Here is a 24494-nt window from a genome sequence, read left to right as displayed (position 1 = left end):
GCAGCCGGAAGAGCGCAGCTTACGGGTTGTAAATGAGCATTTTGCGGCTGCTTTCAACGCAGCATCGGCAACGCAGGCAGTTTTTCAACAGCCTGCTGAAGCCGCCCACCCGCTTTCCACCGTTAACAGTCAGTAGGAGCTCGCCATGTACCTCGATGCCAAATCCTCGCTGTCCCTGTTCAAGGTCAATCTGCAGTTCTACTTCCGGGTCTGCGATCTGATGCGGGAAAACGCCCTGCGCTGGGGCGACGCCGGCAGCCGCTCGCTCGATACCTGCGCCACGGAACTGGAAAGCGCCGCTACCCGCATGCTCGACGCCAGCGACTGGAATACCCTGGGCGTCGTCTCCAGCGACCTGCTGTGGAAGGCCATGCAGTTGCAGACCCAGGCCGTGCAACACCTGGCGGAAACCACCCTCGCCAACCAGACCGCCTTCAACAGCGCCGCCCAGGAAGCCGTGTCCAACTGGCAGCAGGCAAGTTCTGCCGCCCTCAAGGAAACCTCCGGCGCCATGCCGATCAGTACCACCCTGCAGGATTACCTGCAGGACTATCTGCACCTGCTCACCCCGCTGGAACCCGGCGGCCGCCGCAAGCCCTCCGCACGCAAACCGCACTGAAGCCAGGGGAACGGCAGGCGGGGCCTTGATTTTTATCTGTATACATATACAGTAGTTGAGAGGCAGGCGCTCCAGCCTGCCCGACTCGTAAAGCCTTCGTCCCACGCCGGGTTCGAGGGCAACATGCCTAGCTGCCTGCACCAAGGAGCCCAACATGTCTTTGTCTTTCTCGATTCCCGGTCTTGCCACCCCCTTGAGGCTTGCCATCCCCCTGCGCAGAGCCGCGCCCTACGACCTGGACGACTTCCTGTTCTCGCCCAGCGAACTGCAGCACAAGTACGAAAGCAGCGCCTTCCCTGGCGAGCACCCGCACTTCTCCCGACCTGACTGGCGCAAGGCCGTGAACAGCGGGCGCAGTGAGCTGGGCTACTGGCAATGGGTCTTCGAGCAGGTTCAGGCCGACGACGACACCTACCTGCTGCTGCATTGAGCTGCCTGCGCAGCCGCATCGCGGAGCAATGGGCGGCAGGGCCTCGATTCGAGGGCGCTGGCTATCCTTGCCGGAGGCTCCACGCCCCGGGACGCAGCTAGACGACACCAGGGTCGGCAGGATTGATCACTGGATGGGTTTCCTCGCCGAGCCAGGCGAGCAGCGCCCCGGAGGCGAACATCGACAAGGTGACGAACCAGAACGCGGCTTCCATTTGCCCACCGAAGTGGGCAGCCAGTCCGAGCCCAAGGGCACCGACGCCGTAGCCAAGGTCGCGCCAGAAACGATAGATGCCGATGGCCGAACCACGCCAGGACGGGTGAGAGATATCGGCCACCGCTGCCGACAGGTTGGGATAGAGCAGGGCCATGCCAAAGCCCGCGACGGCCGCCGACAGGCCCCACCAGACCACGCCATCGCCCAGCAGCATCATCGCCACGCCGGCCCCACAGATCCACATGCCCCACACATTGGGCCGGTGCCGGCCGATATGGTCGGATAGCCGCCCAGTGAACAGCTGCGAGCCGCCCCAGACGAATCCGTAGACACCGATGATCCAGCCGACATTCGGTAGGCTGACGCCCTGGCGATAGAGAAACAGCGGATAGAACACCCAGACCAGGGCGTCGACGAACTTCTCGACCAGGCCCGCCTGGCTGAGGGCAGCCAGGCGGCGGTCGCGCCAGGACATGAGCGCGAAGATTTCCCAGGTGCCCGGTTGCGCGGACACATTGCGCGGATAGCGCGGCAGGGGCTGCGGGGTAGCTCCCTGGCGCTGACGGCTCGCTTCGGCCTGGGCCCAGGGCAAGGTGTCCTTGACCCATAGCAGAGTAAACAGCAGGGCCATTGCGATGGTGCCCAGGCCGAAGACCAGCAGCCCCACTCGAGCGCCGAGCAGGGTTGCCAGATAGGCAGTGGCAATGCCGGCCAGTGCCACGCCGAGGTAGCCGGCAAACTCGTTGAGGCCGATGGTCAGGCCGCGTTCGTCGAGGCGGGTGATGTCGAGCTTGGCGGTCTGGGTCATCGACCAGGTCAGGCCCTGGTTGATGCCGAGCAGCACCGTGGCCAGCACGATCCAGTTCCAGTCGGGGGCGTACCAGATCATCGGCGGGATCGGCAACGCCACCAGCCAGCCCAGCAGCAGTACCCGCTTGCGCCCGAGCCGCTCGGAAAGCCGGCCGGCGACGAAATTCATCATCCCCTTGACCACGCCGAACGCCGCCACGAAAACACTGAGCAGGACGAAGGAATCCTTCGGCACGCCAAACTCCGACTCGGCCAGTGCGGGCACCACGGTGCGCATCATGCCGATGGTGAGCCCTACCAGCAGCACTTGCAGCAGCTGGTGGAGGAACTGCCCCAGATTGGCCCGGATACCCTGCTGAAGATCCATGTGCTCGTCGTCCCCTCAGGCCGCGATATTGGCGGCGACAGTCCGCGCCATCGGCGCACCGATGCCGGGCTCAGCGCTCGGCGGCGCCATGCCGACGCATGAAACTGCGGTCGAGCCAGTCCTTCCAGCGTCCGAACGGAGCCCCTTCCGCGGTCAGCCCGGCCCAGCTCAGCAGCGCCCCGCCCTGGCCGTCGGCCAGTAACGCCAGCGCATGCCGCTGCGGGTGGTAGGCGGCAAGGGCCTCGCCGTTGAGCGCATGGGCCAGGTTACCGGCCAGTACCGGCCCCTGGCGGACTGCATAGACGCCGTTGCGCAGCGTACCGGGCAGACTGGCGCAATCGCCGCTGGCGAATATCTGCGGATGGGAAAGACTCTGCAGCGTGGGCGCAATCGCGACGAAGCCTCTGTCATCGCAGGCCAGCCCCGAGGCCCGCAACCAGGGCAGCGGACTGGCTCCGGTGGCCAGGATCAGCCGCCGCCCCCGCCACACCGGCTGGCCTGCCGCGATGAGCGCATCGGCACAGATCCGCTCGACCGCACAGCGCTCGTGAACCTGCACCCCGGCCGCCTGCAGGTGGCGCAGCGCCCGCTCGCGCAGTGCCGGCGGATGGCCGGCGAGCAGCGGCGCCGCGCTGAACAGCGCCAGCGCCGGCACCTGCCGGGCCATGGCCAGGGCCAGCTCGACGCCCGCCGCGCCGCCGCCGAGGATCGCCAGCGGCTCGGGCTGCCGCTGCCAGAGCTGCCAGCGGGCGATGAAGGCGGGGAACGGCTTGACCGCCAGCAGCTCCATGCCCGCGCCCTCCTGCGCTGGCGCGCTGGGCAGCGAGCCAGGATTCAGCGCCAGCCAGCGAGCCTGCAGCGCATCGCCGCGGCTCAGGCCCAGCGTGCGGGTGTCCGCCTCCAGCGCCGTCACCGCCGCGGCCAGCCACTCGATGCCGGCCGCCGCACACAGCGGCTGCAGGGGGATGCGGCACTGCTCGGCCGAGTAGCGCCCGGCCAGCAGCCCCGGCAGCATGCCGGAATACCAGACATAGGGCTCGGGACAGATCAGCGCGATGCGTCCGGCAGGTCGCTGGCCGCCAGCCCACAGGCGCAGCACGCCCAGATGGGCATGGCCCGCGCCGACCAGCAGCAGATCGAAGGCGGCCGTCACCGGCGGCGCCCTCCCCTGGCCTGCCCGCGTCGCCAGCTATGGAAGCGCGCCAGCGCGCGCAGCACGGCCTGCGGCGCATGGGCGCGCTTCCACGCGCCGGCGGCGTACTTGTTGGCCTCGGCCAGCGTCGGGTAGGTGTGCACGGTGGCGAGGATCTTGTTCAGGCCGAGATTGTGCTGCATCGCCAGCACGTACTCGGCGAGCAGGTCGCCGGCGTGTTCGCCAACGATGGTCACGCCGAGGATGCGGTCACGCCCCGGCACGGTGAGCACCTTGACGTAGCCGTAGCGGCCATCGGGATAGCCGGCCTCGTCGGCGATGGCGCGGTCCAGCTCATCGAGACCGTAGCGGGTCACCTCGCAGGCGATGCCGCGGGCGTGCGCCTCGTCCTCCGACAGGCCGACCCGCGCCACTTCCGGGTCGGTGAAGATGGCATGGGGAATCACCCGGTAGTCGGCGCGGAAACGGCGGAAATCGCCGAACAGCGCGTTGACCGCGGCGTACCAGGCCTGGTGGGCGGCGAAGTGGGTGAACTGGTACGGCCCGGTGACATCGCCGACGGCGAAGATGTTCGGGTAGCGGGTGGCGAGGAACTCGTCGGTCTCCAGGGTCTGGTTCGGGCGCAGGGTCAGCTGCAGCGCGTCCACCCCGTAACCCTCGACGTTGGCCACCCGGCCGAGGGCGACCAGCAGCACGTCGAAAGGGATCGTCACGGTCTCGCCGCTGTCGCGGTCGCGGGCCACCAACTGGCGCTGTCCGCCCAGCGTCTCGAAACGTTCGGCCTGATGGCGCAGGCGCAGGTCGATGCCCTCGGCGCGAAAGCGCGCCATCACCGCCACGCTGGCGTCGCTGTCCTCGCGCGCCAGCAGGCGTTCGTTGCGATCGACCTGGATCACCTGGCAACCGAGGCGCTGGAACGCCTGGCTCAGCTCGCAGCCGATCGGTCCGCCACCCAGCACCAGCAGCCGGCCGGGCTTGTCGCGCAGGCTCCAGATGGTGTCGGAAGTGTACGGCTGCATGGCGGCCAGGCCGGGAATCTGCGGCAGCAGCGGCTGGGCGCCGGCGGCGATGATGATCGCGCGGGTGCTCAGGGTGCGGCCGTCGACTTCCACCGTCCACGGCGAGGTGATGCGCGCCTCGCCGGCGATCACCTCGACGCCCAGCTCGGTGTAGCGCTCGGCCGAATCGTGCGGCTCGACCTGCTGGATGACCCGCTGCACCCGCGCCATCACCGCGGCGAAATCCGCCTCGCCGGCGACATTGCGAAAGCCCAGCCGTTCGGCCTTGTGCAGCTCGTTGGCCAGCCTCGCCGAGCGGATCAGCGCCTTGGACGGCACGCAGCCGGTGTTCAGGCAGTCGCCGCCCATGCGCTGCTTCTCGATCAGGGTCACCTTGGCCTTCACCGCCGCGGCGAGGTAGGCGCTGACCAGACCGCCGGCCCCCGCGCCGATCACCACCAGATTGCGCTCGAAGCGCCGCGGCCTTTGCCAGCCGGCGTAGACCTGACGCGCCTTGAGCCAGGCCAGCGACTTGCGCGCCAGCAGCGGAAAGATCCCGAGCAGGACGAAGGCGCCGAGCAGCCCCGGCGAGAGGATGCCGCCCAGCGAATCGAGCTGGCCCAGCTCGCGCCCGGCGTTCACGTAGACCAGGGTGCCCGGCAGCATGCCGAGCTGGCTGACCCACCAGAAGGTGCGCACCGGCAGGCGGGTCAGGCCCATGGCCAGGTTGATCAGGAAGAACGGGAACAGCGGCACCAGACGCAGGGCGAACAGGTAGAAGGCGCCCTCCTCGGCGATGCCCTTGTCGATGGCGGCCAAGCGCGTGGCGAAGCGGCTGCGCACCCAGTCGCGCAGCAGGAAGCGGCTGATCAGCATGGCCAGGGTCGCGCCCAGGGTGGAGGCCAGCGACACCAGCAGGGTGCCGCCGAGCAAGCCGAACAGCGCGCCGCCGATGAGAGTCAACAGGGTGGCGCCGGGCAGCGACAACGCGGTCACCGCCACGTAGACCAGCAGATACAAGCCGGCGGCCCGCCACGGCTGCGCGGCCACCTCGGCATCCAGCCCGGCCTGGCGGGCCTTGAGCGCCTCGAGGCTGAAGTACCGGTCGAGGTCGAACAGGAAGAACGCGGCGACAAGTGTCGCCAGCACGCCGAGCAGGACCAGCCGGCGCGTGCTCATGCCCGCCCCCGCGGCACCAGAGTAATCGTTGCCATGTCGATGGCTCCTTCAGCCCTTGAGCGCGCCGCCGCAGCTGGAACCCTGCCCCGCGGTGCAGGCAAAGCAGTGGTCGCGGGTGACGATCGGGTTGCCGTCCAGCGTAGCGCGCAGCAGATCGTGCAGATGGGCACGCTGGCGGCCGATCAGCTCGAGCGGCAGACCGAGCATCTGGTTGAAGTCGCAGTCGTACAGGTAGCCCTGCCAGTCGACGCTGACCAGCGAGCGGCACATCACCGCCGCGAGGTTCTCGGGCCGGTAGCTGTCCCTGAGCAGCTGCAGGTAGGCGTTGAACTGGCCCTTGCTGACCAGCGTGCTGCCGAAGCGGGCGATCGGCTGGTTGGTGATGGTCAGCAGGTGATTGAAGACGATGCCGAACTCCGCGGCCAGGTGCGCCTTGTAGTCGGCCTCCAGCGCCGCCTGCGGCGGCGGCAGGCTCGGCCCCTGCGGGTTGTACACCAGATTGAGGAGCAGGCCGCTGTCCGGCTGGCCGTAGCCCAGCGCATTGAGCTGGTGCAGGCCGGCAATGCTGCGCGCGAACACCCCGTCGCCGCGCTGGCGGTCGACGTTGTCCCGCGCGTAGCACGGCAGCGAGGCGGTGATCTCCACGCCCTCCCCGGCCAGAAACCCGGCCAGATCCGCGTACCCCGGCTCGCCGAGGATGGTCAGGTTGCAGCGGTCGATCACCCGCAAGCCCTCGCGCCGCGCATGGCTGACCAGCTGACGAAAGCGCGGATGCATCTCCGGCGCGCCGCCGGTCAGGTCGAGGGTGTGCACCGGATGGGCGTCGATCACCCGATGGAGGATCGCCAGTGTGGCGTCGCTCATGCTCTCGGTGCGCGTCGGCCCGGCATTGACGTGGCAGTGCAGGCAGCGCTGGTTGCAGCGGTAGGTCAGGTTGACCTGCAGGGCCTCCAGCTGGCCGCGACGAAGGCTCGGAAAGTCCAGGGCGTTGAGCAGGGGCAGAGTGTCGTGCATGGCGGCGGGGCCTCCTCGGTCACCTGGGCCACGGAAAGCGGCAAAGGGCGCGCGGGCGCCCATACTGACTATAGGTTTCCTGTGGATTAGCGGGACGCCATGCCGCCCTGCCTGTCGCGAGTCCCGCCCATGCCCCAGCGTAGCGCGATTCCCCCCACCCTGGTGCTGGTCTGCAAGCGCCCTGCCCTCGGCCACGGCAAGCAGCGCCTGGCCGTCAGCCTCGGCACCCAGCAGGCCTGGCGGATTGCCGAGCGGCTGCTCGACTGTGCGCTCGAGGACCTGGTGCACTGGCCCGGCGCCACGGTGATTGCCCCGGACCGGACCGAGCATCGCGACTGGGCCGGCGCACGCGCCCCGCTCTCGCGCTGCCTGGCGCAGACACCCGGCAACCTGGGCGAGCGGCTGAATGCCCTGGACCGCACGCTGCGCGCCGCCGGCCAGCGTAGTCTGGTGTTCATCGGCAGCGATGCACCGGCCCTGGGCGAAGACGACTACCGGCAGGTGCGTGAGGCCCTGGCGGAAGTGGACACGGTGCTGCTCGCCGCCCGCGACGGCGGCGTGGTGCTGATGGCTTCCAACCGGCCGTGGCCGGATCTGGCTGCCCTGCCCTGGAGCACCCCCGCGCTGGGCCAGGCGCTGGCCGCGGCCTGCCGTGCTGCCGGCCATTCGCTGCGGGTGTGCGGCGAGTCCTTCGATATCGACGAGCCAGCCGACCTGCAGCACGCCCTGCGCGCCCTGGCCGAAGATCCGCGTCCCGCGCGGCGCCGGCTGCTGCACACCCTGGCGGCCAGCAGCGCCGAGCGGGCATGAGCACACCGGCCGCGGTCAGCGTGATCATCCCCTGCCTGCACGACGAGGCTGTCCTCGAGCGCCTGCTCGGCCAGCTGCGGCAGGCCGCGCAGGACGACGGCGGCCAGCCGCTGCAACTCATCGTCGTCGACGCCGCGCGCAGCGAGCGCTGCCGCGCGACCTGCCTTGCTAACGGAGCACTCTGGTCGGCGGCGCAACCCTGCCGCGGCGAGCAACTGCGCCAGGGCGCCGCGCTGGCCGAGCACGAGATCCTCTGGTTCCTGCATGCCGATGCCGAGCTCGACCACCAGCCGCTGGCCGCCTTGGTCCAGGCCATCGCCAGCGGTGCAGCAGGCGGCTATTTCGCCTTCCGCTTCAGCGGCACCCCGGGCTGGCAGGGCCGCCTGCTCGAACGCCTGGTGAGCTGGCGTAACCGGATCGGTGTGCCCTACGGCGACCAGGGCCTGTTCGCCCGCCGCGACGCCTACTTCGCCGTCGGCCAGCACGCGCCCTGGCCGCTGTTCGAGGAAGTCCCGCTGGTCGAGGGGCTGCGCGAATACGGCGATTTTCGCCGCATCGAGCGGGGCTTGCAGGTCAGCCCGCGGCGCTGGCAGCGCGACGGCTGGTGGCGCCGCTCCCTGCGCAACCGCCTGCTGGCCCTGGGCTTTGTCCTGGGCGTGGCTCCGCAGCGGCTGGCCAGGCTATATGCCGGACGACCGCGCGCGGCGGCCAGCAGTGCCGAAGGGCGGCCTTCCGACGTCCGGAAGTGATTGCAGGCCGGCTGGAAATTGACTACCGTCCGCGCCCGAAATCGATCACCCCAGCGGTAAACAGACCATGCGCGCCACCCGAGACGAAGACGACTACGACGATTACCCGCCCCGCGTGGTGGCGGCACCGCGCCGCGAGCGGCGCCTGGCCTGGGAGATCGCCCTGGGCATCTGGCTGGGCGGCATGGCCCTCGCGGTCACTGGCGGCCTCGGCTGGCTCCTGTACGGGATCTTCGCCGCGACCACCATTCAGTTCGGCGCCTGAATGCGCGGGGGCAGACGCCCCCGCGGCATGCCCCATCGCCCATCTGATCCGCTTTTTATCGACGGATCTGAGTCTGTTTCCTCGCCAGCCACGCGCGGATCATGGCCCCATCTTTTGTAGGCCCGATGGAGCCATCCCCATGAGCGAACGCATTCCCGCCAGGATCGTCGAGACGATCGAGCCGCGGCCGACACGCCTGACGCCGGCGCAAGCCGGCGGCGCCATTCACACGCGCAGTTTCACCGGCCTGTTCCGCAACCTGCGCCTGTATGGCGCCGGGGCGCTGTTCCTGCTGTTCTTCGGCACCGCCTGGCTGAACTGGGGCGATCGTCAGGCGGTGCTCTGGGACCTGGCCGAGCACCAGTTCTACATCTTCGGCGCCACCTTCTGGCCGCAGGACTTCATCCTCCTCTCGGCGCTGCTGATCATCTGCGCCTTCGGCCTGTTCGCCATCACCGTGGCCGCCGGCCGCGTGTGGTGCGGCTATACCTGCCCGCAGAGCGTGTGGACCTGGGTGTTCATGTGGGTGGAGAAGGTCACCGAGGGCGACCGCCAGCAGCGCATCAAGCTGGACGCCGCGCCCTGGTCGGCCGCCAAGCTGCTGCGCCGCAGCGCCAAGCACGGCCTGTGGCTGGCGGTGAGCCTGGTCACCGCGCTGGCCTTCGTCGGCTACTTCACGCCGATCCGCGCCCTGGTGCACGACCTGTTCACCCTGCAACTGGACTCGACCAGCGCCTTCTGGGTGTTCTTCTTCACCGCCGCCACCTACGGCAACGCCGGCTGGCTGCGCGAGAAGGTGTGCCGCGACATGTGCCCCTACTCGCGCTTCCAGAGCGTGATGTTCGACGCCGATACCCTGACCGTGTCCTACGACAGCGCCCGCGGCGAAAGCCGTGGCACGCGCAAGAAGGAAGTCGACCACAGGGCCGCCGGCCTCGGCGACTGCATCGACTGCACCCTGTGCGTGCAGGTCTGCCCGACCGGCATCGACATCCGCGACGGCCTGCAGCTGGAATGCATCGGCTGTGGCGCCTGCATCGACGCCTGCGACAGCATCATGGACAAGATGGGCTACGCCCGCGGCCTGGTGCGCTACAGCTCCGAACGCGAGCTGGCCGGCGGCAAGACCCGCTGGCTGCGTCCGCGCCTGGTCGGCTACGCCGCCGCACTGCTGCTGATGTTCGGCGCCTTCGGCTGGGCGCTGAGCGTGCGTCCGCTGGTGCAACTGGACGTGACCAAGGACCGCGGCCTGTTCCGCGAGAACAGCGAGGGGCAGATCGAGAACATCTACCGCCTCAAGGTGATCAACAAGACCCAGCAGCCGCACCGCTACGCGCTCTCCCTGGTCGAACCCGGCCCCTTCGTGCTGCAGGGCGAGCGCGAGCTGCAACTGGCGCCGGGCGAGATCCTCGACGTCGCGGTAAGCGTGGCGCTGACCGCCGAGCGCGCCCCGGACAGCGCCACGCCGCTGCGCTTCGCGGTGGTGGACCTGGACGATGAACAGGTACGCGTCAGCACGCGGAGCACCTTCGTCTCGCCGGTCAATCGTTGAGCCAATCGTGCTCTACGTAGGGGCGAACTCATTTGCCAACGACCGCGTCAAGGCGAATGAATTCGCCCCTGCACCGTCGGGTGGCAACCCAACTCCCGGAGCTGAGCCATGAGCCACACGAACTCGGTAGACTCGCTTGTCTCAGTTGCCGTCCCGGTGAATCCCGACAAGATGAAGCGCTACGAGAAATTCGCCGACGAGATCGCCGCGCTGATCCGCACCGGCGTGCTGGCTCCCGGCCAGAAGGTGCCCTCGGTGCGCCACGCCAGCCGCACCTACGGGGTCAGCCCGTCGACGGTGTTCCAGGCCTACTACCTGCTGGAAAGCCGCGGCCTGATCCTCGCCCAGGCGCGTTCGGGCTACTTCGTGCGCGAACTGGCCAAGCGCCCGCTGCCCGAGCCCGAGGTCAGTGCGCGGGCGGCGCAGACCAGCGTGGTCGACGTCAGCGAGCTGGTGTTCTCGGTGCTCGGCTCGCTGAAGGACCCCAACACCGTGCCGTTCGGCTCGGCCTTCCCCAGCCCCGACCTGTTCCCCCTCGCCCGCCTGGCGCGCTCGATGAGCCATGCCGTGCGCGAGCTGTCGCCGCACGCGGTGATCGCCGACATGACCGAGGGCAACGCCGACCTGCGCCGGCAGATCGCCCTGCGCTACATGGTCAGCGGGGTGATGCTGCCGCTGGAGGAGCTGGTGATCAGCACCGGCGCCATGGAGGCGCTCAACCTGTGCCTGCAGTGCGTGACCCGGCCGGGCGATCTGGTGGCCATCGAGGCGCCGGCGTTCTACGCCACCCTGCAGGTGCTCGAACGCCTGGAACTCAAGGCGGTGGAGATCCCCGTGCACCCGCGAGAGGGCATCGACCTCGCCAGTCTGGAGGACAGCCTGGCGCGCCTGCCGATCAAGGCCTGCTGGTTCATGAGCAGCCTGCAGAACCCGCTCGGCGCCAGCATGGGCGAAGACAAGAAGCGCGCGCTGTACGACCTGCTGCAGCGCCATCAGGTGCCGCTGATCGAGGACGACGTGTATGCCGAGCTGTACTTCGGCAGCCAGCCGCCCAAGCCGGTGAAGAGCTTCGACCGCGAGGGCCTGGTGATGCACTGCGGCTCGTTCTCCAAGTGTCTGGCACCGGGCTACCGGGTCGGCTGGGTGGCCGGCGGCCGCTACGCCGAGCAGATCCGCCGGCTCAAGTTGATGACCACCATCTCGCCGTCGGTGCCGGCGCAGGCGGCCATCGCTGACTACCTGCAGCACGGCGGCTTTGATCGCCACCTGCGCCGGCTGCGCCACGCCCTGGAGACCCAGCAGGCGTCGATGCTCGCCTCGGCGGCGCGGCACTTCCCGGCCAGCACGCGGGTCACCCGGCCGGCCGGCGGCTATTTCCTGTGGTTCGAGTTCCCCGAACAGGTCGACTCGCTGCAGCTGTTCCAGCTCGCCCTGGCCCAGGGCATCAGCCTGGCGCCGGGGCCGATCTTCTCGGCCACCCGGCGCTTTGGCAACTGCGCACGGCTCAACTACGGCCACCCGTGGGACGCGCAGAGCGAGCGTGGCATGGAAGTGCTCGGGCGCATCCTCGCCTCGTTCTGAGCCGGCTTGGCGCAGCGCCGGCAGGGGCGCGGCTATGCTTGGCACTAAACGATCCTTGCGCAGCGGGAGGTAGCCCATGTCAGGGGACACCGCACTGGTTCTCGCCGGTGGCGGCAGCCTCGGCGCGGTTCAGGTCGGCATGCTGCAGGCACTGGTGGACGCCGGGGTGAGCTTCGATCTGGTCGTCGGCGCCTCGGTCGGCGCCATCAACGGCGCCTATTTTGCTTCACGGCCAACCCCCGCCGGGGTCGCCGAGCTGGCGGAGATCTGGCTGGGGCTGCGCAAGGCGGACGTCTTCCCCCTCTCGCTGAGCGACGCCTTCGGCGCGCTGCTGCATCACCGCAGTCACATGCTGCAGCCCGCCGCCCTGAAGCGCCTGATCCGCCGCGCCCTGCCGGTGCGCCGCATCGAGGAAACCCAGCTGCCGCTGCACATCGTCACCACCGACCTGCTCAACGGCGCGGAGATCGTGCTGTCCCATGGCGATGTCGAACAGGCCCTGCTGGCCAGCACCGCCATTCCCCTGGTGTTTCCGGCGGTGCCGAAGGGCGGCAAGCTGCTGGTCGACGGCGGGGTCGGCAGCAACACGCCGATTGCCTGTGCCGTGGCGCTGGGCGCCACGCGCATCCTGGTGCTGCCGACCGGCTTTGGCTGCGCCTGCAAGGAGCCGCCCAGCGGCCTGGTGGCCCTCGCCCTGCACACCCTCAACCTGATGAGCATGCGCCAGCTGGTGCGCGACATCGAACTGCATGCCTCCAGCGCCAGCATCCATGTGGTTGCCCCGCTGTGCCCACAGAGCGTGTCGCTGTTCGACTTCTCGCACACCGCCGAGCTGCTGCAACGGGCGCAGCGGCAGACCCGCAAGTGGCTGGACGCCGGCGGACTCGAGCGCAGCGGCGTGCCCGGCGCGCTCGAGCCCCATCACCATGGGGGCATGGGGATGTAAGCCCACGCGGAGCGCCGACCAGCCGCCTTGCGGCCTGTGCGGTTAGTTGGTCAACCCAAGCTCGGATGAGCATGGTTCCGAGACAAGGCGCCGCGACGAGGCATAGCAGGGCTATGGCGAGGAGTGGCAACGCAGTAGCGGGGCCATGGGCGCCGGTATTGACTGACTGAACTGACCAAACAGGCCACTAACCGCGGATCAGCCAGGCACCCGCCGGCAAGTGGTAGTGCAGTTCACGACAATCGCCAGGCGGCGGCTGGTGCCCCGGAGAGCGGCCGGGAAACCAGATGCGGCACAGGCCACGTGGTGGCCGATGGCCCCGCGGGATGCGCCCAGCCCCTCGCTCATCCCTCCCGTCGAACGCCGCCTTGCGTACCTCATACGGCGCGCGCTCCGCGAAACCACGCTCGTCCCACTCCGGCTGGTGTTCTTCCGCGGGCCACTCTTCAGCCGCGGCCTGGACCCGCTCCTGCTCCAGCTGTTCGCGCAGCGCGTGAGCCTGGGCTTCGGCCTGCCGGCGCCGCTCGATCTCCTCGTCCAGCTGCTGTTGCAGGGCCAGTCGCTCGCGGTCGTCGACCGCCGGGGCAAGGTCCTGCTCGGCAGCCTGTCGAGCCTCGGCAACCAGCCAGGCGTTGCGCTCGCGCAGGTCTAAATCGCGGCCAGCCAGGGTGTTGGACTTGGCCGCCAGGGACTCGGCCTGCTGATACTGGCCCTGCTGCAGGCGAGTCTGCCCCAGGTAGTGGAGGATCGCCGGGTTGCGTGGCTCGATGCGCAGCGCGCGCTCCAGGGTCGCCGCGGCCTGATCCAACTGGCCGGCATGCAGACTCTGGGCGGCGCTTTCCAGCAGCGCGCTCGCCGCCGGATTGACCTGTCGCGCTGACGAGGGTGCGGCACCGGCGTCGGCGCAAAACAGCGCAGCGGCGGTACTGAACAGCAGTGCCGGCCACAAGCCGGGAGTCCTCAAGGGGGTTTTCATCATGTCGGTGAGCGGTCGTCCAGATCTCGGTGTGCTTCCCACCAGTGCCCCTCGTCATGCGTGCGGGCCGCATGATCCCTGAGGTGCTCTGGCGCGCCCGTTCGACTGCGTTTCGCTGCACTCGTTCCCGAGCGCCTGAGCCACATCACCATGGGCATGGGGATGTGGCTCGCCACAGACCACCGTCGCGGGCGAATAGCAGGCTAGTCGAGCGGCTGGTCGTCGCGAATGAGGACGCACTGCCGACCGTCGTCGTCCTCGCTGTAGTCGCACACATAGAACATCTGCACTTCACCCGGCGCCGCCATGACCGCGACATAGTCGCCGACGTCCGGCACGAAGAAGCGGGACGATGCCGGCTTGGCTTCACACTCGACGAAGGCGGTCACGAACAACTCGGGATCGTCGTCGCCGAAGAACTCGGCAAGCTCCTCCTCGTCCCAGTCTTCCGGGGCCTGGAACGGCCCGGTGAACAGGATGCGGGCATCGCCGAGGTCTTCTTCCTCGGCATCCGGGTCGTTTTCGTCCGGACGGTAGACGGTGCACTCCTGCGCATCGGGATGGTCGAGGACGCTCTGGCGGGCGGCAAGGCGCCTGGCCGGGTCAAGACCGTCGGCATTGCACATCTGTACCCAGACTTCGTCCAGCACGGGTTGTTGGTCGTTGGGGTTCACGTCGATCTCCGCTATCAAGGTTGCCGGTTGTCGTTGCGCGCTCGGCAAGTGAACACGCGCTCGCCCGGCCTGCGCGGGCTGGACGGGGCATATGGTAGACCGGTTTGCCGGGTTTCGGAGCGCTGCAAGCACGCATGAGCTAGGCGGCAAGTCCGATCAGGACGCCTGATCCTTGCAATCGTGACCAGCATGCCGCCCTGCGCCTCGCTACACGCCCCCTCCTGCCTGATTACCCGGACAGCACGGATTGGAATGTGTATCCACCCCCAATGTCATTATGTTTAATAGCGTAAATTAATAATCTCTGACTGGTAACAATACTGTCAGTCCGACCGGCGGCCAAAGCGGGGATAAATACTCGCTTATTCAAAGGGTTGCGCGAGGAACAGGGGCCTTTTCCCGGGCAAGAATGTACTGGCCAATTGGCAGTAACTCCGGGACACGGCTAGATTTTTTCCTGATAAAGCCACCCCCGTAGCGATGCGGGTTCGGAAAGCCACGGATCTCCCCGAGACAGCCGGGTTGCCTGACATATCTATCGCAGTGAGCGGAACGGAAACGGCGAGCGTGCGCATGGGGCGTGCGACCGTCAGCGAGCCAGGGCACAGGGGAGAAGGAAAATGGCTTTGATCAATGGCACAGTGAATGGTGAAACGCTGAATGGCACTAGCAGCGCCGATACCATCAACGGCTTGGAGGGGGATGACACCCTCAACGGGCAGAACGGCGACGACACTCTCAATGGGGGTGAAGGGAACGATACGCTCAACGGGGGCAATGGCGCCGACACCCTCAATGGCGACGCCGGCAACGACACCCTCAACGGCGGAACCCAGGACGACACTCTCAATGGTGGCGAGGGGAACGATACGCTCAACGGCGACCAAGGCGCCGACACCCTCAACGGCGACGCTGGCAATGACACCCTCAATGGCGCAACCGGTGACGATGTTCTGAATGGCGGCAGCGGCGACGACACCCTCAACGGCGGCAATGGCGAAGATACCCTCACCGGCGGTAGCGGAGACGACATCCTCACTGGCGGCAACGATCCCGATACCTTCAAGTACAGCTTCACCGTCACTGAAGGCGGGGGTGGCAGCTCCAGCTTCACCGACTGGCTGGTCGCCAATGGCCTCGGCAGCCAAGTGAGTGGTGGCGAAGTGATCGACGGCACCACGCAGAACGTCTTCGCCAGCCAGTACACCGCCTGGCTCAATCATCTGGTGAGCGAGTACGGTCTGGGCGAGGACCTCGATGGCGACGGCATCGTCAATATCGGCCTGAACCAGAACGACGCGAGTGAAGATGCCACCCCCTGGATCGAGGGCATCAGCCAGGAGGACCTGGACACGATGTTCAGTGATCGCGACAGCGTCATGCTGAAGACTGGCAAGGTAAGCCAGGAGCGCTACTACTCGGATGACTTCAGCCTCGGCTCCGAAACCCAGGTCACCAGCAGCGACGGCAATGACCGCATCATCGATTTCGCCTGGGGCAGCGACAAGCTCGACTTCTCCGGGCTCGGTGCCACGGTGGCGGATGCCAAGGCCATGTTCCTCGACATGTTCACCCTCGACACTAGCCAGGACGTCGATGGCGATGGCGCCAATGACAGCGTGCTGACCCTGGCGACCGACTCCAGCTGGAGCCTGACGCTGATCGGGGTCAACGGCCACAGCCTGGAACAGATCGCCGACAACGCCATCAACTTCAACATCGCCTGACAACCCTCCCCTGCCTCACCACTCCCGCCATCGGCTGCATGCCGTGGCGGGAGCCGCGGCGCGCGCTACATTTCCCTCAGGCCGCACACTCGTGGTTAGGCCGATCTCACCCTTGCCGCTGAAGCCCGCGCCATGCTCAAGGTATCGGGAGCAGGAATAGAGCAACCGGCTACTTGCGACTTGACAGCGCCGCCCTCAACCCGCAAATTCCATTTAGCACAAACGCATTACGCAAAACACAATAAGCCAGCGAGCATGCGCCCATGGATCTCTACACCTACTACCGCTCCACCTCCTCCTACCGCGTGCGCATCGCCCTGGCCCTGAAGGGGCTGGAAGCCCGGCATATCCCGGTGAACCTGATCGCCGGCGGCGGCGAGCAGCACCAGCCGGCCTACCGTGCCCTCAACCCGCAGGGCCGCGTCCCCGCCCTGCGCAGCGACGAGGGTGCGCTGCTGATCCAATCGCCGGCGATCATCGAGTACCTCGAGGAGCGCTATCCGCAATGCCCGCTGCTGCCGAGCGACCTCGTCGAGCGCGCCCGCCAGCGCGGTGTGGCGGCGCTGATCGGCTGCGACATCCATCCGCTGCACAACGTGGCGGTGCTCAACCGCCTGCGCGGCCTGGGCGCGGACGAGGCGCAGGTGCAGGAGTGGATCGGCCACTGGATCGGCGAGGGGCTGCGTGCCGTGGAGGCACTGATCGGCGATGCGGGCTTCTGCTTCGGCGAGCCGGGCCTGGCCGACGTCTACCTGCTGCCGCAGCTGTACGCGGCACGCCGCTTCGCCGTGGACCTGGCGCCCTACCCGCGCATCGCCCGCGTCGAGCGCCTGGCCCTCGAACACCCGGCCTTCCAGAAGGCCCATCCGGATGCCCAGGCCGACAAGCCGGCCTGAGGGAACGAGCATGCGCATCCTCGGCCTTCAACTGCTCATGGGCGACTTCCTCGCCCGCAGCGTGCGCGGACTGTCCTGCGCGCCGCCGCCTCGGCCGCTCTCCCGCTGAACTGCTAAACCTCTACACAACAAGATTCAAGCGAGATACCGAGATGACCGATTTGTTTGCAAACCCGATGGGCCTGATGGGCTTCGAGTTCATCGAATTCGCCGCGCCGACACCGAACACCCTGGAACCCATCTTCGCCATGATGGGCTTCACCAAGGTGGCCACCCACCGCTCCAAGGACGTGCACCTGTATCGCCAGGGCGACATCAACCTGATCCTCAACAACGAGCCGAAGAGCCTGGCCTCCTACTTCGCCGCCGAGCACGGTCCGTCCGCCTGCGGCATGGCCTTCCGGGTGAAGAACGCCCACCAGGCCTACGCCCGCGCCCTGGAGCTGGGCGCCCAGCCGGTCGACATCCCCACCGGGCCGATGGAGCTGCGTCTGCCGGCGATCAAGGGCATCGGTGGCGCGCCGATCTACCTGATCGACCGCTTCGGCGAAGGCAGCTCGATCTATGACATCGACTTCGAGTTCATCGAGGGCGTCGACCGTCACCCCGAGGGCGCCGGCCTCAAGCTGATCGACCACCTGACCCACAACGTCTACCGCGGGCGGATGGCCTACTGGGCGGACTTCTACGAGAAGCTGTTCAACTTCCGCGAGCTGCGCTACTTCGATATCAAGGGCGAGTACACCGGCCTGACGTCCAAGGCGATGACCGCGCCGGACGGCCTGATCCGCATCCCGCTCAATGAGGAATCCTCCAAGGGCGTCGGGCAGATCGAGGAGTTCCTCATGCAGTTCAACGGCGAGGGCATCCAGCACGTGGCCTTCCTCACCGACGACCTGCTGAAGACCTGGGACGCCCTCAAGGAACTTGGCATGCGCTTCATGACCGCGCCGCCGGCGACCTACTACGAAATGCTGGAAAGCCGCCTGCCCGGCCACGGCGAGCCGGTGGGCGAATTGCAGTCGCGCGGCATCCTGCTCGACGGCGCCACCGAGAACGGCGAGCAGCGCCTGCTGCTGCAGATCTTCTCGGAAACCCTGATGGGTCCGGTGTTCTTCGAGTTCATCCAGCGCAAGGGCGACAGCGGCTTCGGCGAAGGCAACTTCAAGGCGCTGTTCGAGTCTATCGAAAGGGATCAGGTACGCCGCGGCGTACTGACCGCCGAGTAAACAGCGGTTTTCCCTCTCTCGTTCGCGGGAGAGGGTTCGGGGGAAAGGGCTTTTCACGGCGCCCCCAGGTTTCTCCCACGGCAACCCGGACGGCCTGGCAGCTTTCAGTCCGGGTTGCCGTTTTTCTTTGCGCGGCCCATGCCGCGCTGGCCTTCGCGCCAACCCATGCCGGGCGGCCCGCCTCACTTCAGCAGCAGGTGCACCGCCAGTCCCGCCACGGCACAGGCCAGCAGCACCTCGATCACCCCGCGCTTGAAGCGAAACAGCGCCACCGCGGCGGCCAGCGCGATGAGCGCCGATGGCCAGTCGAAGGTGCCGGCAAAGCCCTGCGGCCAGAGCACGTGGTAGCCGAAGAACAGCGCCAGATTGAGGATCACCCCCACCACCGCCGCGGTGATGCCGGTCAGCGGCGCGGTGAAGCGCAGCTCGTTGTGGGTCGACTCCACCAGCGGGCCGCCGGCCAGGATGAACAGGAACGACGGCAGGAAGGTGAACCAGGTGACCAGCGTGGCGGCGAGCGCCCCGGCGAGGAACGCCTGCTCGGCACCGAACACCTGCTGCACGTAGGCGCCGACGAAGCCGACGAAGGCCACCACCATGATCAGCGGCCCCGGCGTGGTCTCGCCCAGAGCCAGGCCGTCGATCATCTGCGTCGGAGTCAGCCAGCCGTAGTGGCCGACGGCGCCCTGGTAGACGTAGGGCAGCACCGCATAGGCGCCACCGAAGGTGAGCAGCGCCGCCTTGGTGAAGAACCAACCCATCTGCGTCAGCGTGTTGTCCCAGCCCAGCCACAGGGTCAGCACGCCCATGGGCAGGACCCACAGCGCCGCAGCGATCACCAGCAGCATGGCCAGCCGCGGCCAGCGGAAGCGCACATGTTCGGCAGGCGGCGTGTCGTCATCGATCAGTGCCGTGCCGAAGGACTGCCGGGCGGCGCCATGTCCACCGCCGACGCTGAACTTGTCCGGGAGGAAACGCCCGCCGAGATAGCCGATCAGCGCCGCGCCCAGCACGATCAGAGGAAAAGGCAGGCTGAGGGCGAAGATCGCCACGAAAGACGCCACCGCCATCGCCCACAGCCAGTTGTTCTTCAGCGCCCGCGAACCGATGCGATGGGCGGCCTGCACGACGATGGCGGTCACCGCCGGCTTGATGCCGTAGAACAGCCCGGCCACCACGGGCACCTCGCCAAAGGCGACATACACCCAGGACAGGACGATCAGGATGAACAGCGACGGCAGCACGAACAGCGCCCCGGCCACCACGCCACCCCAGGTACGGTGCATCAGCCAGCCGATGTAGGTGGCCAGCTGCTGGGCTTCCGGGCCGGGCAGCAACATGCAGTAATTCAGCGCATGCAGAAAGCGCCGTTCGGAAATCCACCGCCGGCGCTCGACCAGCTCCTGGTGCATGATGGAAATCTGTCCCGCCGGACCGCCGAAGCTGATCAAGCCCAGCTTGAGCCAGAACAGGAAGGCCTGCCAGAAGCTGACGGGCTGCGGGGGAAGTGCCGTGGTTGCGGCGGTCTGTACGGCGCTTTCGCTCACGTCGAGGATGCTCCTTTGTCGAAGCTGGCCAGCCTGGCGCCGAACCCGGCGCAGGCGACCAGCAGGTTGTCATTGCGGCGCGTGGCCACCCAGGCGCACGCCGATCTGCCGCGCCACCGCCCGCCACCGCTGCTGCCACGCCCTGCGCGCCAGTCGCTTACCAACGACGCCGCATAGCCAGGCCGGCGATCAGGGCTGCGGTGCAAGTCCGGTTATGAGCGTGCGCGAAACCTCCATCACCACATTGTGCAGCGCCTGCGCCGCGCTCGACAGCTTCCGGTCGGCATGCCTCACCAGACCTATCCGCCTTTCGATGACCGGCTCGACCAGCGCCACGCAATGAGCGCCCAGCTCGTGCATCTGTCGAATGCACAGCGACGGCACCGCACTCACCCCCAGTCCACAGGCCACCATGCGCCCAACCGTCACCAGTTGATGGCTCTCGAAGGCCACCGCCAGCGTGCGGCCCTCGCTGGCCAGGCTCTGCTCCAGCAACAGGCGCACGGCCGACGGGCGCTGCAGGGCGATGAAATCCCCCTCCAGCAGCTCTGCCCAAGTCACCTGCGCCTGCCCGGCCAGCGGCGAGTCCGCCGGCAGCACGGCGACGAAGCGGTCGGTGCCCAACGGCGTGAACTCGAGGGTGTCGGACGCTTCCGGCTCGAAGCCGATGCCCAGTTCGACCCGGTGGCTGCGCACCATTTCCAGCACTTGCTCGTTGATCACATCGTGCACGGCGACGTTGACTCGCGGATAGCGATCACGGAACACCTTCAGGGCGGCAGGCAATTGATTGGCCGCGAAGGATGGCATGGCCGCGATGGCCACCTTGCCCATCTGCAGGGTGAAGTGCTGACGCAGCAGCTCCTCGGCATTGTCCCAGTCGGCGAGCAGGCGACGGGCCAACGGCAGCAGCGTCTCGCCTTCCGGGGTCAGGCTGACGCTGCGCGTGGTGCGCACCAGCAGCGGCCCGCCCAGAGAGTCCTCCAGGTTCTTGATCGACAGACTCAGGGCCGGCTGCGACAGGTGCAGGCGCTCGCAGGCCTGGGCGAAGCTCAGGGTCTGGGCCACGGCGAGGAAGGCGCGCAGTTGCTTGACGGTCATTGATTTGCTTTTGTGATTAATGGCTTTGAAAAACAAACTTAACAAATCACAGCCCAACGGTGAAGCTCTCCAGCACTTGCCGGCAGCCAGTCTGCCGGATCGACAAAAACCAGAGGCGCACCAGCATGAGTGGACTCGACAAGCGAGTAGGCAGCTACGAGGAGGCCCTCGCCGGGCTGACCGACAACATGACCATCCTGTCCGGCGGCTTCGGCCTGTGCGGGATCCCGGAAAACCTGATCGCGGAAATCCGCCGGCGCGGCACCCAGGGCCTGACCGTGGTCTCCAACAACTGCGGCGTGGACGGCTTCGGCCTCGGCGTGCTGCTGGAAGACCGGCAGATCCGCAAGATGATCGCCTCCTACGTCGGCGAGAACGCGCTGTTCGAGCAGCAGCTGCTCAACGGCGAGCTGGAAGTCGAGCTGACCCCGCAGGGCACCCTGGCCGAGCGCATCCGCGCCGGCGGCGCCGGTATTCCGGCCTTCTTCACCGCGACCGGCTACGGCACCGCGGTGGCCGAGGGCAAGGAGGCGCGCGAGATCAAGGGCCGCCACTACATCCTCGAGGAGGCGATCACCGGCGACTTCGCCATCGTCAAGGGCTGGAAGGCCGACCACTACGGCAACGTGGTCTATCGCCACACCGCGCAGAACTTCAACCCGCTGGTGGCCAGCGCCGGGCGCATCACCGTGGTCGAGGTCGAGGAGATCGTCGAGCCCGGCGAGCTGGAGCCCAGCCAGATCCATACCCCCGGCATCTACGTCGACCGGATCATCCAGGGGACGTTCGAGAAACGCATCGAAAAGCGCACCGTGCGCGGCTGATCCCCGGCCACGGCACGGCGCCGGCTGCGAGCAGCCGCTTTCGCCAATACCCGACCAGAAGAGACTTGCGATGGCACTTTCCCGCGAACAAATGGCTCAGCGCGTGGCGCGCGAGCTGAAGGACGGCTACTACGTCAACCTCGGCATCGGCATCCCGACCCTGGTGGCCAACTACGTGCCCGAGGGCATCGAGGTGATGCTGCAATCGGAGAACGGCCTGCTCGGCATGGGCACCTTCCCCACCGAGGCCGAACTGGACCCGGACATGATCAACGCCGGCAAGCAGACGGTGACCGCCTGCAAGGGTGCGGCGATCTTCGATTCGGCGCAGTCCTTCGCGATGATCCGCGGCGGCCACGTCGACCTCACCGTGCTCGGCGCCTTCGAGGTCGACGTGCAGGGCAACATCGCCTCGTGGATGATCCCCGGCAAGCTGGTCAAGGGCATGGGCGGCGCCATGGACCTGGTGGCCGGTGCGGACAACATCATCGTGGTGATGACCCACGCCTCCAAGGACGGCGAATCCAAGCTGCTGCCACGCTGCAGCCTGCCGCTGACCGGCGCCGGCTGCATCCGCAAGGTGCTGACCGACCTCGCCTACCTGGAGATCGAGAACGGCGCCTTCGTGCTCAGGGAGCGCGCGCCGGGGGTGAGCGTCGAGGAGATCGTCGCCAAGACCGCCGGCGAGCTGGTCGTGCCGGAGCATGTCCCGGAAATGCACTTCGCCTGACGTCCGCTTCGGCTGCAAAACCGTACGACAAGGGCAGCTCCCATGCACGAAGTCGTCATCGTCGCCGCCACCCCCACCGCCATCGAGGCCGGGCGCTGACGGTCGGCCAGGAGCCGGGCTGGGACGCCGGCAACGGCATAGTCGCCCGTTGCCACCTGGCGGCCAACCGGGATGTATCGCGGTCGATGCTCCCCGGCCCAGCGGAGAACGCCTTGCCGTGCAGGCAAGGCGGCTCCCATAATCCCCGCATCACCCTGGGGAACCCTGCTGCCATGGCCATTTCCAGCCACGATCTCGACCAGGACGGCCTGATCGTCGGCGTGTCTCCCGAGCGCTTCCGCGCGGTGGCCATGCCGCTGCTGTTCGATCACCTCAACGCCCAGTGCGAGGGCACCATCGCGGTCAACCGCCAGGCGCGCATCGTCTGGATCAACGACAAGTACGCCGAGAAGGTCGGCATCCGCGACCCGCGCAGCGTGCTCGGCAAGGAGATCGAGGAAGTGCTGCCGGCCAGCCGCCTGCGCGAGGTGGTGGAGAGCGGCCAGCCGAGCATGCTCGACCTGATGGCCTTCGGCAGCGAACACTTCGTGGTCACCCGCATTCCGCTGCGCGACGAAGACGGCACCCTGGTCGGCGCCCTGGGCTTCGTCCTGTTCGACCGCGCGCGCCACCTCAAGCCGTTGATGGCCAAGTACAACAGCCTGCAGAGCCAGTTGCTGGCGACCCAGAACGAACTGGCCAAGGCGCGCCGCGCGCGCTACACCATCGCCGGCTTCATCGGCGCCAGCGCCGCCGCCAGCGAGGTCAAGCGCCAGGCGCGGCGTGCCGCCCAGCTCGACGCCACGGTGCTGCTGCGCGGCGAGACCGGCACCGGCAAGGAGCTGCTGGCCCAGGGCATCCACAACCTGTCGCCGCGGGCCAACGGCCCCTTCGTGGCGGTCAACGTCGCCGCCATCCCCGAGACCCTGGTCGAGGCCGAGCTGTTCGGCACCGCCCCCGGCGCCTTCACCGGCGCCGACCGCAAGGCGCGCATCGGCAAGTTCGAGGTGGCCAACGGCGGCACCCTGTTCCTCGACGAGATCGGCGACCTGCCGCTGCCGCTGCAGGCCAAGCTGCTGCGCGTGCTGCAGGAGCAGGAGGTCGAGCCGCTCGGTTCCAACCAGGTAAAGCCGCTCAACGTGCGGGTGATCGCCGCCACCCATATCGACCTCGAGGCCAAGGTCGCCGCCGGCCAGTTCCGCGACGATCTCTACTACCGCCTCAACGTGCTGGCCCTGCAGGTGCCGCCGCTGCGCCAGCGCCGCGAGGACATCCCGGCGCTGGTCGAGTACCTGCTCGACGACATCGCCAATCGCTCCGGCCTGGCGCCCATGGAGTTGACCCCCGCCGCCCTGGCGCTGCTCGGCGCGCAAGCCTGGAAAGGCAACGTGCGCGAGTTGCGCAACCTGCTGGAGCGGGCCCAGCTGGATACCGACGGCCCGTTGCTGGACGTCGCGCAGCTGCAACCGCTGCTGGCCGCGCCCAGCGCCCCCCTGCTGGCCACGCCAGCGGCCAGCCCGGCGCCGCAGGAGGTCGCGCCTCCCGCCGAAGAATCCCTGCAGCCGCTGGCGCAGAGCATCGCCGCCGCCGAACGCCGCGCCCTGCAGCACGCCCTGGCGACCTGCAACGGCAACCGCCGGCGCGCCGCCAGTGAACTGGGCATCTCCCGCGCCAGCCTGTACAGCAAGCTGCAGCAGCACGGCCTGAGCGCGCGCGAGCAGTAACCCTTGCCGCGCACGCGGCCCCCGGCGCCTTCCCCCCTGTAGAGCCAGCCGGCCGGTAGGGCGCGCGGGCCGTCCGGGTCGTGCGCACCGACATCCAGCGCCCGCAGGCAATCCAGGCGATCTTGGGCGCGCATCAGTGCAGGATGGCCTCCGCAACAGCGTCCAGATAACTGGACAACACCCTCGGCGATCTCTTCTCTGCTGGACATGTCCAGACAACAAGACACTCCCTGTCAGGCCGTTCGGGAGGCACCGGGCCTGCGTCCACCACCGATTCCGACGGCAAAGCCCCGTGGCACCTGGCCTGCAGCACGCTGCCGGGATTTGTGCGGGGACTC

22 protein-coding genes and 1 riboswitch are annotated in these 24494 nt (G+C 67.9%); of the genes, 14 read left to right on the top strand and 8 right to left on the bottom strand.

Annotation, left to right across the window (positions count from 1 at the left end):
• The first annotated feature begins 145 nt into the window (after positions 1–145).
• On the top strand, positions 146–619 hold the full coding sequence (locus BM297_RS09325; RefSeq protein WP_092430547.1) for a hypothetical protein: 474 nt from the start codon (positions 146–148) through the stop codon (positions 617–619).
• Between the two features lie 154 nt (positions 620–773).
• Positions 774–1049, top strand: a complete 276-nt coding sequence (locus BM297_RS09320) for a hypothetical protein (protein ID WP_092430545.1) — start codon at positions 774–776, stop codon at positions 1047–1049.
• 97 nt (positions 1050–1146) lie between these two features.
• Here BM297_RS09320 and BM297_RS09315 read toward each other — a convergent pair whose 3' ends face one another.
• From BM297_RS09315 to arsS, 4 genes are all read right to left on the bottom strand, one after another.
• Positions 1147–2442, bottom strand: a complete 1296-nt coding sequence (locus BM297_RS09315) for an MFS transporter (RefSeq protein WP_092430543.1) — start codon at positions 2440–2442, stop codon at positions 1147–1149.
• A gap of 70 nt (positions 2443–2512) precedes the next feature.
• On the bottom strand, positions 2513–3595 hold the full coding sequence (locus BM297_RS09310; protein ID WP_092430541.1) for an FAD-dependent oxidoreductase: 1083 nt from the start codon (positions 3593–3595) through the stop codon (positions 2513–2515).
• Positions 3592–5772 (bottom strand): FAD-dependent oxidoreductase, encoded by a 2181-nt coding sequence (locus BM297_RS09305; RefSeq protein WP_092430539.1) that lies wholly within the window; start codon positions 5770–5772, stop codon positions 3592–3594. Before BM297_RS09305 ends, BM297_RS09310 begins: the two co-directional genes overlap by 4 nt.
• Positions 5773–5820: 48 nt before the next feature.
• Complete coding sequence (gene arsS / locus BM297_RS09300) at positions 5821–6786, bottom strand: arsenosugar biosynthesis radical SAM (seleno)protein ArsS (protein WP_092430537.1); 966 nt, start codon at positions 6784–6786, stop codon at positions 5821–5823.
• A gap of 129 nt (positions 6787–6915) precedes the next feature.
• Between arsS and BM297_RS09295 the strand changes: the two genes are divergently transcribed.
• From BM297_RS09295 to BM297_RS09270, 6 genes are all read left to right on the top strand, one after another.
• Positions 6916–7596 carry a TIGR04282 family arsenosugar biosynthesis glycosyltransferase gene (locus BM297_RS09295; protein WP_217648251.1) on the top strand — a complete coding sequence of 227 codons (681 nt, stop codon included), beginning with the start codon at positions 6916–6918 and terminating at the stop codon, positions 7594–7596.
• A complete protein-coding gene (locus BM297_RS09290; protein WP_139231044.1) occupies positions 7593–8345 on the top strand; it encodes a TIGR04283 family arsenosugar biosynthesis glycosyltransferase in 753 nt (250 codons plus the stop codon). Before BM297_RS09295 ends, BM297_RS09290 begins: the two co-directional genes overlap by 4 nt.
• 67 nt (positions 8346–8412) lie before the next feature.
• The gene (locus BM297_RS09285; RefSeq protein WP_092430533.1) at positions 8413–8610 is read left to right on the top strand and encodes a hypothetical protein; all 198 of its coding nucleotides are present in this window, start codon (positions 8413–8415) and stop codon (positions 8608–8610) included.
• A 139-nt stretch (positions 8611–8749) separates the two neighbouring features.
• A complete protein-coding gene (gene ccoG / locus BM297_RS09280; protein ID WP_092430531.1) occupies positions 8750–10162 on the top strand; it encodes a cytochrome c oxidase accessory protein CcoG in 1413 nt (470 codons plus the stop codon).
• A 171-nt stretch (positions 10163–10333) separates the two neighbouring features.
• Positions 10334–11743, top strand: coding sequence for a GntR family transcriptional regulator MpaR (gene mapR / locus BM297_RS09275; RefSeq protein ID WP_092430529.1), 1410 nt, complete (start codon positions 10334–10336; stop codon positions 11741–11743).
• A 76-nt stretch (positions 11744–11819) separates the two neighbouring features.
• Entirely contained in the window at positions 11820–12689 is an 870-nt protein-coding gene (locus BM297_RS09270; RefSeq protein WP_092430527.1) for a patatin-like phospholipase family protein, read from the top strand.
• 187 nt (positions 12690–12876) lie between these two features.
• Here the strand turns inward: BM297_RS09270 and BM297_RS09265 are convergent, their stop codons facing one another.
• Both BM297_RS09265 and BM297_RS09260 read right to left on the bottom strand, forming a co-directional pair.
• The gene (locus tag BM297_RS09265; RefSeq protein ID WP_175526625.1) at positions 12877–13638 is read right to left on the bottom strand and encodes a tetratricopeptide repeat protein; all 762 of its coding nucleotides are present in this window, start codon (positions 13636–13638) and stop codon (positions 12877–12879) included.
• A 230-nt stretch (positions 13639–13868) separates the two neighbouring features.
• Entirely contained in the window at positions 13869–14291 is a 423-nt protein-coding gene (locus tag BM297_RS09260) for a hypothetical protein (protein ID WP_092430843.1), read from the bottom strand.
• Between the two features lie 503 nt (positions 14292–14794).
• Positions 14795–14869: riboswitch (cyclic di-GMP riboswitch) on the top strand.
• 90 nt (positions 14870–14959) lie between these two features.
• Between BM297_RS09260 and BM297_RS22280 the strand changes: the two genes are divergently transcribed.
• From BM297_RS22280 to hppD, 3 genes are all read left to right on the top strand, one after another.
• Positions 14960–16066, top strand: coding sequence for a calcium-binding protein (locus BM297_RS22280; RefSeq protein ID WP_092430523.1), 1107 nt, complete (start codon positions 14960–14962; stop codon positions 16064–16066).
• Positions 16067–16329: 263 nt separating this feature from the next.
• Positions 16330–16962: a maleylacetoacetate isomerase gene (maiA, locus tag BM297_RS09250; RefSeq protein ID WP_092430521.1), complete on the top strand. Its 633-nt coding sequence runs from the start codon at positions 16330–16332 to the stop codon at positions 16960–16962.
• Between the two features lie 152 nt (positions 16963–17114).
• On the top strand, positions 17115–18191 hold the full coding sequence (gene hppD / locus BM297_RS09245; RefSeq protein WP_092430519.1) for a 4-hydroxyphenylpyruvate dioxygenase: 1077 nt from the start codon (positions 17115–17117) through the stop codon (positions 18189–18191).
• A 182-nt stretch (positions 18192–18373) separates the two neighbouring features.
• On the opposite strand, the gene chrA is transcribed toward hppD, so the two are convergent.
• Both chrA and BM297_RS09235 read right to left on the bottom strand, forming a co-directional pair.
• On the bottom strand, positions 18374–19663 hold the full coding sequence (gene chrA / locus BM297_RS09240) for a chromate efflux transporter (RefSeq protein WP_245768247.1): 1290 nt from the start codon (positions 19661–19663) through the stop codon (positions 18374–18376).
• A 264-nt stretch (positions 19664–19927) separates the two neighbouring features.
• Positions 19928–20839, bottom strand: a complete 912-nt coding sequence (locus BM297_RS09235; RefSeq protein WP_092430516.1) for a LysR family transcriptional regulator — start codon at positions 20837–20839, stop codon at positions 19928–19930.
• A gap of 125 nt (positions 20840–20964) precedes the next feature.
• Here BM297_RS09235 and BM297_RS09230 point away from each other — a divergent pair, with 125 nt between their 5' ends.
• The 3 genes from BM297_RS09230 (at position 20965) to BM297_RS09220 (ending at position 24156) form a co-directional block, all read left to right on the top strand.
• Positions 20965–21663 (top strand): CoA transferase subunit A, encoded by a 699-nt coding sequence (locus tag BM297_RS09230; protein WP_092430514.1) that lies wholly within the window; start codon positions 20965–20967, stop codon positions 21661–21663.
• Between the two features lie 70 nt (positions 21664–21733).
• A complete protein-coding gene (locus BM297_RS09225; protein WP_092430512.1) occupies positions 21734–22393 on the top strand; it encodes a CoA transferase subunit B in 660 nt (219 codons plus the stop codon).
• A 272-nt stretch (positions 22394–22665) separates the two neighbouring features.
• Positions 22666–24156 (top strand): sigma-54 interaction domain-containing protein, encoded by a 1491-nt coding sequence (locus BM297_RS09220; protein ID WP_092430510.1) that lies wholly within the window; start codon positions 22666–22668, stop codon positions 24154–24156.
• The last annotated feature ends 338 nt before the right edge of the window (positions 24157–24494 follow it).

The organism is Geopseudomonas sagittaria, assembly GCF_900115715.1.
Lineage (GTDB): Bacteria > Pseudomonadota > Gammaproteobacteria > Pseudomonadales > Pseudomonadaceae > Geopseudomonas > Geopseudomonas sagittaria.
The sequence above is the reverse complement of the archived record's forward strand: the minus strand, read 5'-3'. Positions and strand labels throughout refer to the sequence as shown.

Bases quoted from the DNA above. Each gene is read 5' to 3' on its own strand.
- BM297_RS09230 (WP_092430514.1), top strand. From the start codon at position 20,965: ATGAGTGGACTCGACAAGCGAGTAGGCAGCTACGAGGAGGCCCTCGCC.
- BM297_RS22280 (WP_092430523.1), top strand. From the start codon at position 14,960: ATGGCTTTGATCAATGGCACAGTGAATGGTGAAACGCTGAATGGCACT.
- BM297_RS09305 (WP_092430539.1), bottom strand. From the start codon at position 5,772: ATGAGCACGCGCCGGCTGGTCCTGCTCGGCGTGCTGGCGACACTTGTC.
- mapR (WP_092430529.1), top strand. From the start codon at position 10,334: ATGAAGCGCTACGAGAAATTCGCCGACGAGATCGCCGCGCTGATCCGC.
- arsS (WP_092430537.1), bottom strand. From the start codon at position 6,786: ATGCACGACACTCTGCCCCTGCTCAACGCCCTGGACTTTCCGAGCCTT.
- BM297_RS09325 (WP_092430547.1), top strand. From the start codon at position 146: ATGTACCTCGATGCCAAATCCTCGCTGTCCCTGTTCAAGGTCAATCTG.
- hppD (WP_092430519.1), top strand. From the start codon at position 17,115: ATGACCGATTTGTTTGCAAACCCGATGGGCCTGATGGGCTTCGAGTTC.
- ccoG (WP_092430531.1), top strand. From the start codon at position 8,750: ATGAGCGAACGCATTCCCGCCAGGATCGTCGAGACGATCGAGCCGCGG.
- maiA (WP_092430521.1), top strand. From the start codon at position 16,330: ATGGATCTCTACACCTACTACCGCTCCACCTCCTCCTACCGCGTGCGC.
- BM297_RS09225 (WP_092430512.1), top strand. From the start codon at position 21,734: ATGGCACTTTCCCGCGAACAAATGGCTCAGCGCGTGGCGCGCGAGCTG.
- BM297_RS09235 (WP_092430516.1), bottom strand. From the start codon at position 20,839: ATGACCGTCAAGCAACTGCGCGCCTTCCTCGCCGTGGCCCAGACCCTG.
- BM297_RS09290 (WP_139231044.1), top strand. From the start codon at position 7,593: ATGAGCACACCGGCCGCGGTCAGCGTGATCATCCCCTGCCTGCACGAC.
- BM297_RS09260 (WP_092430843.1), bottom strand. From the start codon at position 14,291: ATGTGCAATGCCGACGGTCTTGACCCGGCCAGGCGCCTTGCCGCCCGC.
- BM297_RS09315 (WP_092430543.1), bottom strand. From the start codon at position 2,442: ATGGATCTTCAGCAGGGTATCCGGGCCAATCTGGGGCAGTTCCTCCAC.
- BM297_RS09285 (WP_092430533.1), top strand. From the start codon at position 8,413: ATGCGCGCCACCCGAGACGAAGACGACTACGACGATTACCCGCCCCGC.
- BM297_RS09295 (WP_217648251.1), top strand. From the start codon at position 6,916: ATGCCCCAGCGTAGCGCGATTCCCCCCACCCTGGTGCTGGTCTGCAAG.
- BM297_RS09220 (WP_092430510.1), top strand. From the start codon at position 22,666: ATGGCCATTTCCAGCCACGATCTCGACCAGGACGGCCTGATCGTCGGC.
- BM297_RS09270 (WP_092430527.1), top strand. From the start codon at position 11,820: ATGTCAGGGGACACCGCACTGGTTCTCGCCGGTGGCGGCAGCCTCGGC.
- BM297_RS09320 (WP_092430545.1), top strand. From the start codon at position 774: ATGTCTTTGTCTTTCTCGATTCCCGGTCTTGCCACCCCCTTGAGGCTT.